The organism is Mesorhizobium sp. L2C084A000 (assembly GCF_000502875.1).
In the GTDB taxonomy this organism is placed as follows: domain Bacteria; phylum Pseudomonadota; class Alphaproteobacteria; order Rhizobiales; family Rhizobiaceae; genus Mesorhizobium.
In genome coordinates this window covers 77,377-91,110 of sequence record NZ_AYWX01000006.1, presented here as the reverse complement: position 1 = coordinate 91,110, position 13,734 = coordinate 77,377, and the positions used below count along the sequence as shown (strand labels likewise).

Below are 13,734 nucleotides of genomic sequence, written 5' to 3'. Positions count from 1 at the left end.
CGCGGGTGCGGGAGAACATGAGCGGCGCCAACTTCATCCTGTTGATCAATCTGTCGGTTGCCGGCCTGCTGGCGGCATCCTTCATGGCGGTCGCCTTCCACGATGTCGGCCGGGCGCCGGCGCGCTGGCTGGCATTTGGCTATCTGCTGGGCATGGCCTATTCGGCCATCGAATTCTCCATTCCCGCTTTTGCCGACGCGCGGCTCCCGGTCGTTGCCGCCTTCGCGGTCTTCCTTGGCGCCACGCTTGCGTTCAATGGCGGGCTTGCCCGCAAATACGGCGTGGCGCCGCCCTGGAAGCCGATGCTGTTTTTCCTGTTGGCCACCACCATAGCCGTGTATTTCGTGCAGGACCTGCCTCGCCAGTCGCTCATCCGCATCATGGCTTACCAGCTTCCCTATGCGGTCATGCAGTTCGTCGGGCTGGCCATCGTCTGGTCATCGAGGCAAAAGCTTGCCCGTCTCGATCGCATATTGATGGCCGTGCTGGCGGCGAGCGGCCTCCAGTTTGCCTCCAAGCCGTTCATCGCGCATGCGCTCGGCGGCTGGGGCGCCAATCCGCAGGCCTATCTGCAAAGCAACTACGCGCTGGTGTCGCAATCGCTCGGCACTGTCTTTGCGCTGGCGCTGGCGCTGCTGATGCTGGCCATCCTGGTTCGCGACGTGCTTGCCGAAGTGACGTCGAAGTCGGAGACGGACACGCTTTCGCGCCTGCTCAACCGCGGCGGCTTCACCCGCCATGCCGAGCTGGCGGTGCTTGGCGCGATGCGGCAAGGCGTGCCGGTCGCGCTGGTCATTGCCGACCTCGATCATTTCAAGAGCGTCAACGACAGTTTCGGCCATGCGTCAGGCGACCGGGTGATCGAGATTTTTGCAGGCTTCCTGCGCGAAGCCGCCGCCGCGCATCACGTTGCCGGCCGCATCGGCGGCGAGGAGTTCGCCATCATCCTGCCGGGAACCAACCTTGCCGCGGCCCGGCTGTTCGCCGAGGGCACGCGCAGCGCCTTTGGCGGGCTGCCCATCGACGGGCTGCCGGCTGACAACCGCTGCACCGCGAGCTTCGGCGTCGCCGAACTTCATCCGAGCGAAGACTTTGCCGATCTGATGCGGCGCGCCGACCAGGCGCTCTATCAGGCGAAGAATGCCGGGCGCGATTGCGTGCGCGTCTCCGCCGGGCCTGCCGGCAATTGGTCGTCAGCCGGAATGGAAGCCAGAGCAATTTCAGGAAAAGTGTGAAACGGTTTTCCCGGGAAAAGCGCATGGCGCCTTCCCTTGGGAATTGCGTCCAGACAAAGAGTCTAGCGGCAGGGGCTGAGCTCGGGCATCTCGCCGTCGGAGAGACCGTACATATAGGAGCGGCCCTTCACCAGCACCGGCGGCCGGTAGCAATCGCTGTATCCGCTGATTTCGTCGGCTTCGTTCTCGTAGATCACCTTGGGCTGGCCGGCGCTGGTGTAGTCGGAAAGCTGCTTGGCCAGCCTGCCTTCGCCGACGATGATGCGCTTGTAGCCAGCGGCGCTGTCGACGACGAGGTTGCCGAAGGAATCGGCGTAGACGCGATCCTGATGCCGCGCGCCTGCAAGCGCTGGCGCTGCAAGGCCGACGGCCGACGCCGTCACGATGAGCGCCGCAAGGCGCGATCTGCCCGAATTCGAACGCATGGCGTCCTCCGTGTCTTGAGGGAAAGCCTCCTCGAATCAGAAATTAACGTTTTCTTAACCTTTGTTAAGAGGCCGGTGCGTTTGGCGGCAATGTCTCGGTAAACATGGTTAATATCCGTTAATATCCGACTGGATGGAAAACCCGTTGGCCATCATTCGGCCATGCTCGGCCGCACCATCGCGGCTGGTGTCCGTCTCGGCGTCGGGATGACCTTGATCTTGGCAAAGCATCGCGGCTGGTTTGCCGCGCGGGAGGACAGCATATGGCGCTACGCCGGCCGAATTGGGTGTCCGTTTTCCCGTTGCTCGGGATCGCCGCTGGCTGTGTGCCGCAGGACAGCGCGCCGAAGGCGGCCAATACCGTGGTCGTCTCACCTGCACCGGCTCAGCAGTCCGTCGCAGCCGCGGCGCCTCCGGCAGCTGCAACCAAGATCATCACCGACCTTACCGCGCCTCGGTCCGGCATAGGCGCGGCCACCTACAGATGCGGCAACAACGGTATGATTTCTATCCAAAATCTCGGTACATCGTTGCGTGTGGTCGGGTCCGACGGCGCGACCGAGGAGTTTGCGGCGTCGCCCGCCAACCAGAGCAGCCGCTACCAGGCGGTCACGCATGACGCAATCGTGATCGACGGACGCGAGGCGTTGGTGATGAAGAAGGGGTCGACGCCGCAGACCTGCAAACGCTGACGCCAATCTCAACACCGCTGGGCCCTTGGGTCAGACATGTTGCACTGCAGCGATATCGAGCCGGCTTCGGGCCTCCCGGCCTAATCGATTGAAGCCCAAGCCGGCCTTTTAGTCAGACTAAATTACGTTTTCGAAACGGTTTTCTGGCTTTGACGCGGTGCAAAAAGAGCATTAGAAACCGGCTGTCCGAAGTCGCAACCGGAAGCGGCAATGCCGCATTTCCACCTGAGGCTCCAGAGAGACGCCGAACTGGGGGAGCCATGAGCAAATCACCAGCCACCCGCGAATTTGTCAGACGTGAACGGCCGATTTCGCCGCACCTCACCGTGTACCGGCCGCCGATCACCATGACGATGTCGATCATTCACCGCATCACCGGTGGCGCGCTGTATTTCGGCACGCTGCTGGTCGCCCTGTGGCTGATGGCGGCGGCAAGCTCGCAGGCGACTTTCGATTGGGCCAATTGGGCCTTCGGCACCTGGCTCGGCCGGCTCATCCTGTTCGGCTACACCTGGGCGCTGATGCACCATATGCTGGGTGGCGTGCGCCATCTGGTCTGGGACACCGGCGCGGGTCTGGAGAAGCATACCGCCTCGAAGATCGCCTGGGCGACGCTGGCCGGCTCGATCCTGCTCACGCTGCTGATCTGGATCGCCGGCACCATAGCGCGGGGAGCCTGATCATGAGCGGCAAAAACACCGACATGCGCACGCCGCTGGCGAAGGTCCGCGGCCTCGGCTCCGCCCGCGAGGGCACCGGACATTTCTGGCGCCAGCGCCTGACCGCGATCGCCAACATCCCGCTGATCCTGTTCTTCGTCGGCTTCCTGATCGCGCTCAACGGCGCCGACTACGCACATGTGCGGGCAGCTCTTGCCAACCCGTTCGTGGCGCTAGTGATGGCCCTGGTGCTCATTTCCGGGCTTACCCATATGCGGCTCGGCATGCAGGCGATCATCGAGGATTACGTGCATGGCGAAGGCATGAAGCTGGCGCTGATCGCGCTCAATACATTTTTCACCATAGCGGTCGGCGTCGCCTCGATCTTCGCCCTGCTCAAGCTGGCATTCGGAGGCTGAGTTGGCCAAGGACGCGAAACAAGCCAACACGGCAGGCTATACCTTTGTCGACCACAAGTTCGACGTGGTGGTCGTTGGCGCCGGCGGCGCCGGCCTGCGCGCCACGCTCGGCATGGCCGAACAGGGCCTGCGCACCGCCTGCATCAGCAAGGTGTTCCCGACCCGCTCGCACACGGTGGCGGCGCAAGGCGGCATTGCCGCCTCGCTGTCCAACATGGGTCCCGATTCCTGGCAGTGGCACATGTACGACACCGTCAAGGGCTCGGACTGGCTGGGCGATGTCGACGCCATGGAATATCTGGTGCGCGAAGCGCCGGCCGCGGTCTACGAGCTCGAACATTACGGCGTGCCGTTTTCGCGCACCGAAGAGGGCAAGATCTACCAGCGGCCGTTCGGCGGCCACATGATGAACTATGGCGAAGGCCCGCCGGTGCAGCGCACCTGTGCCGCCGCCGACCGCACCGGCCATGCCATCCTGCACACGCTTTACGGCCAGTCGCTGAAGAACAACGCGCAGTTCTTCATCGAGTATTTCGCGCTCGACCTGATCATGGAGCCGGACGGCACCTGCACCGGCGTTCTTGCCTGGAACCTGGATGACGGCACCATCCACCGTTTCTCCGCCAAGATGGTGGTGCTGGCGACCGGCGGCTATGGCCGCACCTATTTCTCGGCCACCTCGGCACACACCTGCACCGGCGACGGCGGCGGCATGGCAGCGCGTGCCGGCTTTCCGCTGCAGGACATGGAGTTCGTGCAATTCCACCCGACCGGCATCTATGGCGCCGGCTGCCTGATCACCGAGGGTGCGCGCGGCGAGGGCGGCTATCTCGTCAATTCCGAAGGCGAGCGCTTCATGGAGCGCTATGCGCCGTCAGCCAAGGACCTTGCCTCGCGCGACGTCGTCTCGCGCTGCATGACGCTGGAGATCCGCGAGGGTCGCGGCGTCGGCAAGAACAAGGACCACATCTTCCTGCATCTCGACCATCTCGATCCCGCCGTCCTGCATGAGCGGCTGCCGGGCATTTCGGAATCGGCCAAGATCTTTGCCGGTGTCGACCTGACCAAGGAGCCGATCCCGGTGCTGCCCACGGTCCACTACAATATGGGCGGCGTGCCGACCAATTACTGGGGCGAGGTGCTCAATCCGACGGCGCTCAATCCAGACCAGGTGTCGCCCGGGTTGATGGCTGTCGGCGAAGCCGGCTGCGCCTCCGTGCATGGTGCCAATCGGCTCGGTTCGAATTCGCTGATCGATCTTGTGGTGTTCGGCCGCGCGGCCGCGATCCGCGCCGGCCAGGTCATCGACCGCAAGTCGGCGATCCCTTCGCCCAACGAAGCCTCGGTCGAAAAGATCATGGACCGCTTCGACCGGCTGCGCCACGCCAATGGCTCGACGCCGACGGCGGTGCTGCGTGAAAAGATGCAGAAGGCGATGCAGGAAGACGCGGCCGTATTCCGCACGCAGGAGTCCCTCGAAAGCGGCTGCAAGCGGGTTTCGCAGATCTGGGGCGAGTTGAAGGACATCAAAGTGTCCGACCGCTCGATGATCTGGAACTCCGATCTGGTCGAGACGCTGGAGCTGGAAAATCTGATGGCCAATGCCATCACCACGGTCTACAGCGCCGAGGCGCGCAAGGAGAGCCGTGGCGCGCACGCACGCGAGGACTTTTCGGCGCGCGACGACGCGGTCTGGCGCAAGCATACGCTGGCCAGGCTGAGCGAAGACGGCAAGGTGGCCCTCTCCTACCGGCCGGTGCACACCGAACCGCAGCTGGCTGAAAAGGACGGCGGCATCAGCCTCGCCAAGATCGCGCCCAAGGCCAGAGTGTATTGAGGATCGAACATGGTTGAACTCACGCTCCCGAAGAATTCGCAGATCAAGCCGGGCAAGACCTGGCCCAAGCCCGAGGGCGCCACCAATCTGCGGGAGTACCGCATCTACCGCTGGTCGCCGGACGATGACGAGAACCCGCGCATCGACACCTATTTCGTCGACATGGACGATTGCGGGCCGATGGTGCTCGACGCGCTGCTGTGGATCAAGAACAAGATCGACCCGACACTGACCTTGCGGCGTTCCTGCCGCGAAGGCATTTGCGGCTCCTGCGCCATGAACATCGACGGTTCCAACACGCTGGCCTGCACCAAGGGCTGCGACGACATTTCCGGCGCGGTAAAAGTCTACCCGCTGCCGCATATGCAGGTGGTCAAAGACCTTGTGCCGGACCTCACCAATTTCTACGCCCAGCACGCGTCGATCCAGCCCTGGCTGAAGACGGTATCGCCGGAGCCGGCCAAGGAGTGGCTGCAGAGCCATGAGGACCGCGAGAAGCTCGACGGGCTCTACGAATGCATATTGTGCGCCTGCTGCTCGACCTCGTGCCCGAGCTATTGGTGGAACGGCGACCGCTATCTCGGCCCGGCAACGCTCTTGCAGGCCTATCGCTGGCTGATCGATAGCCGCGACGAGGCCACCGGCGAGCGGCTCGACAACCTCGAAGATCCGTTCCGGCTCTATCGCTGCCACACCATCATGAACTGCGCGCAGACCTGCCCCAAGGGCCTCAACCCGGCCAAGGCGATCGCCGAGATCAAGAAGATGATGGTGGAGAGAAGGGTTTAGGCTGGCGGTCGGTTGCCGGCGAAAGCAAATCCAATGAGCGATGACCTTCCCACTCTCTCCCCCGTCGAAGCGCGCATACTCGGCTGCCTGATCGAGAAGAAGGAGCTGACGCCGGATGTCTATCCGCTGACGCTCAACGCAGCACTGGCCGCCGCCAACCAGAAGACGGCGCGCGAGCCGGTGATGGCGCTGGAGCAGACCGAGGTGCATCGGGGGCTGAAGCTGCTCGAACAAAAGGGGCTGGTGAGGCAGATGTTCGGTTCGCGTGTCGAGCGCTACGAGCATCAGATGGCGCAGCGCTTCTCGCTGACCACGCCGCAGACCGCTTTGATCGGCCTGCTGTTGCTGCGCGGGCCGCAGACGGCCCATGAATTGTCGGCGCGCACCGAGCGCATGGCACGGTTTTCGTCGATCGAAGATCTGCGCGCCGAACTCGACATGCTGATCGGACGTCGGCCGCCACTCATCGAGGAAATCCCGCGAGGACCGGGCCAGCGCGAGGACCGCTACGTGCATCTGCTGAGCGGCCCGGTGGACGTTGCCGCCCTTTCGGTGCAGCGAAGTGCATCGGCCCTGCCTGCTTCCGACCTGGAGGCGCGGTTGGAGGCACTGGAGCAGGAAGTCGCCGCACTGCGTGCTCGCCTGGACGCGCTGGGAGCATAGGCCGGCGCGCGCCTGGCGTTCGCGCCGGGTCTTTACACGGATGCAGCGCTTTCAGCCGAGCCGGGCATCAAGCGATACGTTTATGGCGCCGAGCGCCTTCGAGACCGGGCATCCGGCCTTGGCCTTTTCAGCCAACTCCCCAAATTTCGCCGCATCGATGCCAGGCACCTTGCCGACCACGGTGAGTGCGCTCCCGGTGATCCCCGTGCCGGGAACCAGCGTCACCACGGCCTTGGCGTCGAGTTCGGCGGCGGGGGTGCCGTTCTCGGCCAGGAAATGCGAAAACTGCATGGCAAAGCAGCCGGCGTGCGCGGCGGCGATCAGTTCTTCCGGATTGGTGCCGGATTTGCCGCTTTCGTCCTCGAAGCGTGCCTTGAACGAATAGGGCGTGCCTTTCAGGGTCCCGCTCTGGGTGTCGAGCGTGCCTGTGCCCCCTTTCAGATCGCCTTTCCAGATGGCGTTTGCGGTGCGGTCCATGAATTCCTCCTTGTTACAGCGGTGGCGCCGGCCAGGCGGCGTTCCTCCCAACTATAGCGCGGGCGCGAGGGAAGGCCACCGCGCTGTTTGCGCGCGCATGCAACGCCGGCGGACCGCGCCGAATCTTTTTTTGAAAAAATGTGCGTGGAAAAATGTCGACTTGCATCGGCCCCGACCGTCCTGCGGGGACCACGGATTCTCGTGGCGGATGGAGGTTCGGATGAACAATCTGTTTTCTGCCCATTGGACAAGCACCGGCCGAAGGGCTGATCTAGGGGAACGCGACCCGCTGCATGTGCCGCCCTCCGGCTTCGGCCGGCTGCTTGCGGCAATTGCCATTATCGGCATTGCGGTCAGCCTTCTCGACCATGTTGCTGCCGGCAAGGACTCAACCGATACCGTGATCGCCTATGGTTCGTCACAGCAAGGGAGCTGGAAATGAAATATGTCTGTCTGGTCTATGGCGAGGAAAACGACCTCCATGCCATGACGCCGGAGCGTCTGGCCAAGCTCGATGCCGATTCGATGGCTCATGACCGCTCATTGGATCAGCGTGGGATGCTGATCGTCGCACAGGCGCTCCAATCGGTGAAGACGTCGAAGACGCTGCGGCGACGCCAGGGCAAGCGGCTGATCACCGACGGCCCGTTCGCCGAAACCAAGGAGCAGTTGCTCGGCTTCGTCATGATCGAGGCGGACAATCTCGACCAGGCGCTGGAGATCGCTGGCGAGATCCCGCTGGCCGAAATAGGCACTATCGAGGTGCGGGCGATCTACGATGTGCCGGGGTCATAGCCCCCGCCATGTGCTACAGCCACGCGGAAACCAAGACATTCGACTGAACGATCGTCCTGGTTCATTTCGTGCGCAACTTTTGCGTGTTGAAGCAAGGCGAGAGTTCTCCTATCGTCGCCGGGGTTCTTGGGGATTTCGACATGCCTTTCCTGATTGCTATCCTTGGCGTGATGGGCGCGGCAGCGTTCTGGTGGTACCGGATGAAGGCGATGAACGACGCGGCTCGTGAGGTTGCGGACGTTGTCGGGCGCGTACAGGGCAACATCCGCCGCAAGAAGCTGCGCAAGCAGGCGGCGCTGTCGCCGCTGACGGCGATCGATGATCCGGTCGTAGCGGCAGCTACGCTGATCACATCGATCGTCTCCGAGGATGGGCCCATACTGCCGCAGCGCGAGGCCGTCATCCGCGCCGTGATTTCCGAGATCGCCGACAAGAAGAAAACGGACGAAGCGGTGGTCTACGCCAAATGGGCGGCGTCACAGATCGACGACACCACAATCGTCATCGACAAGCTGGCGCCGTTCCTGCGCGAGCGTCTGGATGTCGCCGAGCGAAACGATCTGCTGCAGATGGTCAACCGCGCCGCCCAGGGCGGCGAGAAACGCCTCGAAATATCCGACCAGAGGATATTGCGGCTGCGGCAAAAGCTGGGTTTTGAGGTCAATTGATCGCATACCTTGGCGATTGGCGGAAACGCCCATCGCTTTCGTCATCCTGGGGCGGAGCAAGGAGCGAAGCGACGCGGCGCAGACCCCGGGATCCATGCCGCGACTCAAACGCGTCACCACGGTGCAGAATTCTGCTCCGCTGCATTCTTCAGCCAAGGTCGCGGCATGGATCCTTGGGTCTTCGCTCCGCTTCGCGTCGCTACGCCCAAGGATGACGACGTTGGGGATGCTGGCGGCGGCTCAAATCGCCTCGCCCTTCAACAGTCTTGGCGTGCCGGCGGACAGTCCCGACGCCTGGCGGATGAAGAATTCCTTCAGGCGCGGCATGCGTTCGACGAGGCCGAGGCCGATGTCGCGGACGGTGCGCAGCGGGCCGATATCGTTGGAAAACAGCCGGTTCAGCGCGTCGGTGGTGACACCCATCTGCACCGTGTCGAAGCGGCGCCACTGCTGGTAGCGCTCGAGCACGTCGAGCGCGCCGATATCCTGGCCGAGCCGGTCGGCCTCGACAATCACCTCGGCAAGGGCTGCGACATCCTTGAAGCCGAGATTGAGGCCCTGGCCGGCGATCGGGTGGATGCCGTGGGCGGCATCGCCGGCGAGCGCGATGCGGGGTGCGACGAAGGCACGCGCAATGGTCAAGCCGAGCGGCCAGGCGCGCGGCTTATCGGCAACGCGGATCTCGCCAAGCTTCAGGCCAAAACGCTGCTCGAGCTCGTGTTCGAAGAGGAGATCGTCACCGGCCACCAGCTTCTCGGCATCGGGCGTACGTTCGACCCAGACGATCGACGAACGGTTGGTGCCGTCCTCACCGGGCTTGAGCGGCAATGTGGCGAAGGGGCCAGCCGGCAGGAAATGCTCTTCAGCGCGACCATTGTGCGGGCGTTCATGCGCCACGGTGCAGACGATGCCGGACTGGCCATATTCCCACTTCACCGTCTTGATGCCGGCCATGTCGCGCAGCTTCGAGTTGACGCCGTCGGCGGCGACCAGCAGCCGGGCCTTCAGCGTCGCGCCGTCGGCAAGATGCACGGTGATACCACTGCCGTTGGGTTCGAAACCCTGCACGGCGACGCCTTCGATGATGTCGATGCCGAGCTTTTCGGCGCTGGCCCGCAAGGCGCCGTTCAGCACCTTGTTGGCGACCATATGCGCAAAAGGCTCGCCCGGCGCCACTTCGCCGTCGAAGGTCAGGAAGACCGGACGCACCGGATCGGCGGTGCGCGAATCGGTGATGATCATCTCGGTGATGGCTTGTGCCTGCGGCGCGATCTCGGCCCACACACCGAGCTGGTCAAGCATGCGGCAGGCGGCGGCGGCAATGGCCGAGGCGCGGCCATCCCTTTGCCAGGCGCCGGCAGGTGCGGCATCGACGAGAGCGATGGCGAGACCCGGTCGCGCCTGCTTCAGCGACACGGCGGCGGCCAGGCCGACATAGCCGGCGCCGGCGACCAGGACATCGAGCCCAGATATTGTTTTCACGTTTGCCCCGGTTTTCGTGTCCGCCTTGCGTTCCATCATCTTCGCTCCTGCGCGCCGCCGGGTCCTGCACCCTTGACTGCCTGTTCGTCCTGTCGGAAACCGCCATAACACTTCTGCGGTGAGGGCGCGAAATATGACGGCAGCCATGGACGAGCTTCTCGGCATTCTCGACCTCGAGAAGCTGGAACACAATCTGTATCGTGGTCGCAGCCCCTTGCTCGACTGGCAGCGCGTGTTCGGCGGCCAGACCATCGCCCAGGCGCTGGTGGCGGCGCAGCGGACAGTGGATCCCGATCGGTACGTGCATTCGCTGCACGGCTATTTCATGCGGCCCGGCGACACCAAGGTGCCGATCGTCTACGAGGTCGACCGTATTCGCGACGGCGGCTCCTTCACCACGCGGCGCGTGGTGGCGGTCCAGCACGGCCAGGCGATCTTTTCGCTCGAAGCCTCGTTCCAGCAGGACGAGGTCGGTCTCGAGCACCAGGTGCCGATGCCGCAGGACGTTCCGGGGCCGGACACATTGCTGTCGCAACGCGAATTGCTGGGCAAATTCGGCGAGGCGGTGCCCGATGGCATCAAACGCTACTGGGAGCGCGACCGGCCGATCGAGATGAAGCCGGTGATGCTGAAGCATTACACCAGCCGCGAAAAGCTGGAGCCGAAGCAGAATATCTGGATCCGCACCACCGGTCCGGTGCCGGCGGACCGCGCCATCCAGGCGGCGGTGCTCGCCTATCTTTCCGACATGACGCTGCTCGACACATCGACCTTCGCGCATGGCCGCGCCATTTTCGATCGCGATATCCAGGCGGCGAGCCTCGACCACGCCATGTGGTTCCATCGCAGCCATGCGCTCGACGACTGGATGCTCTATACGCAGGACAGCCCGTCGACACAGGGGTCGCGCGGCTTTACGCGCGGGTCGCTGTTTGCCCGCGACGGCACGCTGATTGCCTCGGTTGCGCAGGAAGGGCTGATCCGGCTCAAGCGATCGCCTGCAGAGTAGGCATTTTTCAAAATTTGCCCAATTTTTAAGCAGATGCATCGCCGCAGCTATCAACAGGTTGCGTCGGAACGCTCCTCAATCTCTTTGTTTACAATGGGTTAACACACTGCTTCCGCACTTGGCACGGAGCTTGAATCCTCGTGGGCACTCTCCGGCTTTTTAGGATCGGTGAAGGTGTGCAAACGCGGGGGACCGCAACAGCGAAGGGTGAAACCTTATGAAAATCGTGATGGCAATCATCAAGCCGTTCAAGCTCGACGAGGTACGCGAAGCGCTTACCGCCGTCGGCATCCAGGGCCTGACCGTCACCGAAGTCAAAGGCTACGGGCGTCAGAAAGGGCATACGGAGATCTATCGCGGGGCGGAATACGCGGTCAGCTTCCTGCCGAAGATCAAGATCGAAGTCGCGGTCAGTGCCGACATGGTCGACAAGGCCGTCGAAGCCATCACCGCAGCCGCCAAGACCGGCCAGATCGGCGACGGCAAGATCTTCGTTTTCGGCATCGATCAGGCGGTGCGCATCCGCACCGGCGAAACAGACACCGACGCGCTCTGAGCGGCGATCACGTATTCCAATGGAGAGTTCAATGAATATTCCTTCCACCTTGAAGTCAGCGGCGCGCTCCGCGCTGCTCGGCTCGTTCGCGCTCGGAGCATTGGGCACGGTCGCCGCATTCGCGCAGGAAGCGGCTCCCGCCGCGGCCGCAGCAGCGCCAGCTTTCACCGTCGACAAGGGCGACACCACGTGGATGATGGTTTCCACCGTTCTGGTGCTGTTGATGACGGTTCCCGGTCTTGCGCTTTTCTACGGCGGCCTGGTTCGCAGCAAGAACATGCTGTCGGTGCTGATGCAGGTCTTCACCATCACCAGCGTGGTCATGATCATCTGGGTTTTCTACGGCTACAGCCTCGCCTTCACCCCGGGCAACGCCTTCGTCGGCGGCCTTTCCAAGATGTTTCTCTCCGGCGTCGATGTGACGACCCTGTCGGAGACCTTCACCAAGGGTGTCGCCATTCCTGAACTGGTGTTCGTCGTCTTCCAGATGACCTTCGCCTGCATCACGCCGGCCCTGATCGTCGGCGCCTTCGCCGAACGCGTCAAATTCTCCGCTTTGATCCTTTTCGTCATCCTGTGGGTCACTTTCATCTACTTCCCGATCGCTCATATGGTCTGGTTCTGGGGCGGCCCGAGCGCTTATAGCGATCCGACGGGCCTCATCTTCAGCTTCGGCGCCATCGACTTCGCCGGCGGCACGGTCGTTCACATCAATGCGGGCATTGCCGGCCTCGTCGGCGCGCTCATGATCGGCAAGCGCAGCGGCTACAAGAAGGATCTCATGGCGCCGCACTCGATGACGCTGACCATGGTCGGTGCTTCGCTGCTGTGGGTCGGCTGGTTTGGCTTCAACGCCGGTTCGAACCTTGAAGCGAACGCCTATGCGGTGCTGGCCATGATCAATACCTTCGTCGCCACGGCGGCGGCGGCGGTCACCTGGATCGTGCTTGAATCGCTGCTGCGCGGCAAAGCCTCCATGCTTGGTGCTGTTTCGGGTGCGGTGACCGGCCTCGTCGCCGTCACGCCTGCTGCCGGCTTTGCCGGCCCGATGGGCGCCATCGTGCTCGGCATCGTCGCGACCTTCGTCTGCTACTTCTTCGTCTCGGTGGTGAAGAACGCGTTCGACTACGACGACAGCCTTGATGTCTTCGGCGTCCACTGCATTGGCGGCATCATCGGCGCGCTCGGCACAGGCATCCTGGTCAATCCTGCCCTCGGTGGCGCCGGCATTGTCGACTATTCGACGGCCGACTTTGCTGCCGGCTATGCCGGCACGGCCACACAACTCCTGGCGCAGGCCAAGGGTGTCCTGGTGACCCTGTTGTGGTCGGGTATCGGCAGCGCCATCCTCTACAAGATCGTCGACCTGATCATCGGCCTGCGTCCGACAGCCGACGCAGAGCGCGAAGGCCTCGACCTCACCTCGCATGGCGAAGCGGCCTATCACTCGTAAGCCCTGTGCGAGGCGGCCTCGGCCGCCCCGCATTCTCCCATCCCGTCGTGACGCTCCCGAAAGGAGTTCACGCATTGAGGCCCGGATCATGTCCGGGCCTCTTTTTTTGGCAAGCCGTTCCGGCAATGCCCGGCTTCACGCAATCACGTTCGGGTGATCAGGTTTTTTGAGGAAACAACGACCGCTCTGGTTCCGAACAGTGGAGGCGATCGTCGTTCTGACGCTCGTGCCAACAACAGGGAAGGAAACCATCTCATGAACCTCAAGAACATCTGCCTCGGAGCGCTTGCTCTTTCCATGATCGGCGGCGTGGCATTTGCCGGTGCTCTGGATGAGCCCGACAACATGGCGCCGTTCTTCACGGATTCCGGCATGAAAACCATGAAGCCGATGGCGGATTTCAAGACAGCTTTCATGGCCATGCCGATGGAAAAGCAGGAAGCGATGAAGAAGGAATGCCAGGATGCGGCGATGAGCAAGCCGTATGCGGAATTCTGCGCCAATGTGCAGGCGCTCGGCGGCGCCAACTGATTTGCCGCGATCGGGCCGAGGCCCGATCCTTGTTCCAGACGACA

Annotated in this window: 17 protein-coding genes; 14 read left to right on the top strand and 3 right to left on the bottom strand. The window is 63.1% G+C overall.

The window, feature by feature from the left end; genetic code table 11:
* Nucleotides 1-17 precede the first annotated feature (17 nt).
* Entirely contained in the window at nucleotides 18-1,235 is a 1,218-nt protein-coding gene (locus tag X735_RS151375; protein ID WP_023811259.1) for a GGDEF domain-containing protein, read from the top strand.
* Nucleotides 1,236-1,297: 62 nt separating this feature from the next.
* Here the strand turns inward: X735_RS151375 and X735_RS151380 are convergent, their stop codons facing one another.
* Nucleotides 1,298-1,660, bottom strand: coding sequence for a hypothetical protein (locus X735_RS151380; RefSeq protein WP_023811258.1), 363 nt, complete (start codon nucleotides 1,658-1,660; stop codon nucleotides 1,298-1,300).
* Between the two features lie 263 nt (nucleotides 1,661-1,923).
* On the opposite strand from X735_RS151380, the gene X735_RS151385 reads away from it, so the two are divergent.
* From X735_RS151385 to X735_RS151410, 6 genes are all read left to right on the top strand, one after another.
* Entirely contained in the window at nucleotides 1,924-2,352 is a 429-nt protein-coding gene (locus X735_RS151385) for a hypothetical protein (protein WP_023811256.1), read from the top strand.
* 260 nt (nucleotides 2,353-2,612) lie between these two features.
* On the top strand, nucleotides 2,613-3,032 hold the full coding sequence (gene sdhC, locus X735_RS151390) for a succinate dehydrogenase, cytochrome b556 subunit (RefSeq protein WP_023811255.1): 420 nt from the start codon (nucleotides 2,613-2,615) through the stop codon (nucleotides 3,030-3,032).
* A gap of 2 nt (nucleotides 3,033-3,034) precedes the next feature.
* Nucleotides 3,035-3,430: a succinate dehydrogenase, hydrophobic membrane anchor protein gene (gene sdhD, locus X735_RS151395; protein ID WP_023811254.1), complete on the top strand. Its 396-nt coding sequence runs from the start codon at nucleotides 3,035-3,037 to the stop codon at nucleotides 3,428-3,430.
* A 1-nt stretch (nucleotide 3,431) separates the two neighbouring features.
* Nucleotides 3,432-5,267 (top strand): succinate dehydrogenase flavoprotein subunit, encoded by a 1,836-nt coding sequence (sdhA, locus tag X735_RS151400; protein WP_023811253.1) that lies wholly within the window; start codon nucleotides 3,432-3,434, stop codon nucleotides 5,265-5,267.
* Between the two features lie 9 nt (nucleotides 5,268-5,276).
* Nucleotides 5,277-6,056 (top strand): succinate dehydrogenase iron-sulfur subunit, encoded by a 780-nt coding sequence (locus X735_RS151405; RefSeq protein ID WP_013528877.1) that lies wholly within the window; start codon nucleotides 5,277-5,279, stop codon nucleotides 6,054-6,056.
* Between the two features lie 33 nt (nucleotides 6,057-6,089).
* Nucleotides 6,090-6,719, top strand: a complete 630-nt coding sequence (locus tag X735_RS151410; protein WP_023811252.1) for a DUF480 domain-containing protein — start codon at nucleotides 6,090-6,092, stop codon at nucleotides 6,717-6,719.
* 51 nt (nucleotides 6,720-6,770) lie between these two features.
* Here the strand turns inward: X735_RS151410 and X735_RS151415 are convergent, their stop codons facing one another.
* Nucleotides 6,771-7,196 carry an OsmC family protein gene (locus tag X735_RS151415; RefSeq protein ID WP_023811251.1) on the bottom strand — a complete coding sequence of 142 codons (426 nt, stop codon included), beginning with the start codon at nucleotides 7,194-7,196 and terminating at the stop codon, nucleotides 6,771-6,773.
* Nucleotides 7,197-7,416: 220 nt separating this feature from the next.
* Here X735_RS151415 and X735_RS151420 point away from each other — a divergent pair, with 220 nt between their 5' ends.
* From X735_RS151420 to X735_RS151430, 3 genes are all read left to right on the top strand, one after another.
* On the top strand, nucleotides 7,417-7,638 hold the full coding sequence (locus X735_RS151420) for a hypothetical protein (RefSeq protein ID WP_023811250.1): 222 nt from the start codon (nucleotides 7,417-7,419) through the stop codon (nucleotides 7,636-7,638).
* Complete coding sequence (locus X735_RS151425; RefSeq protein WP_023811249.1) at nucleotides 7,635-7,991, top strand: YciI family protein; 357 nt, start codon at nucleotides 7,635-7,637, stop codon at nucleotides 7,989-7,991. Before X735_RS151420 ends, X735_RS151425 begins: the two co-directional genes overlap by 4 nt.
* A 140-nt stretch (nucleotides 7,992-8,131) precedes the next feature.
* A complete protein-coding gene (locus X735_RS151430) occupies nucleotides 8,132-8,659 on the top strand; it encodes a hypothetical protein (RefSeq protein WP_023811248.1) in 528 nt (175 codons plus the stop codon).
* Between the two features lie 240 nt (nucleotides 8,660-8,899).
* On the opposite strand, the gene X735_RS151435 is transcribed toward X735_RS151430, so the two are convergent.
* Nucleotides 8,900-10,177, bottom strand: a complete 1,278-nt coding sequence (locus tag X735_RS151435; RefSeq protein WP_023811247.1) for a ubiquinone biosynthesis hydroxylase — start codon at nucleotides 10,175-10,177, stop codon at nucleotides 8,900-8,902.
* Between the two features lie 97 nt (nucleotides 10,178-10,274).
* On the opposite strand from X735_RS151435, the gene tesB reads away from it, so the two are divergent.
* From tesB to X735_RS151455, 4 genes are all read left to right on the top strand, one after another.
* Entirely contained in the window at nucleotides 10,275-11,150 is an 876-nt protein-coding gene (gene tesB / locus X735_RS151440; RefSeq protein WP_013528888.1) for an acyl-CoA thioesterase II, read from the top strand.
* Nucleotides 11,151-11,367: 217 nt separating this feature from the next.
* Nucleotides 11,368-11,706 carry a P-II family nitrogen regulator gene (locus tag X735_RS151445; RefSeq protein WP_013528889.1) on the top strand — a complete coding sequence of 113 codons (339 nt, stop codon included), beginning with the start codon at nucleotides 11,368-11,370 and terminating at the stop codon, nucleotides 11,704-11,706.
* 31 nt (nucleotides 11,707-11,737) lie between these two features.
* On the top strand, nucleotides 11,738-13,159 hold the full coding sequence (locus tag X735_RS151450; protein WP_023811246.1) for an ammonium transporter: 1,422 nt from the start codon (nucleotides 11,738-11,740) through the stop codon (nucleotides 13,157-13,159).
* Nucleotides 13,160-13,414: 255 nt separating this feature from the next.
* Entirely contained in the window at nucleotides 13,415-13,690 is a 276-nt protein-coding gene (locus X735_RS151455; RefSeq protein ID WP_023811245.1) for a hypothetical protein, read from the top strand.
* The last annotated feature ends 44 nt before the right edge of the window (nucleotides 13,691-13,734 follow it).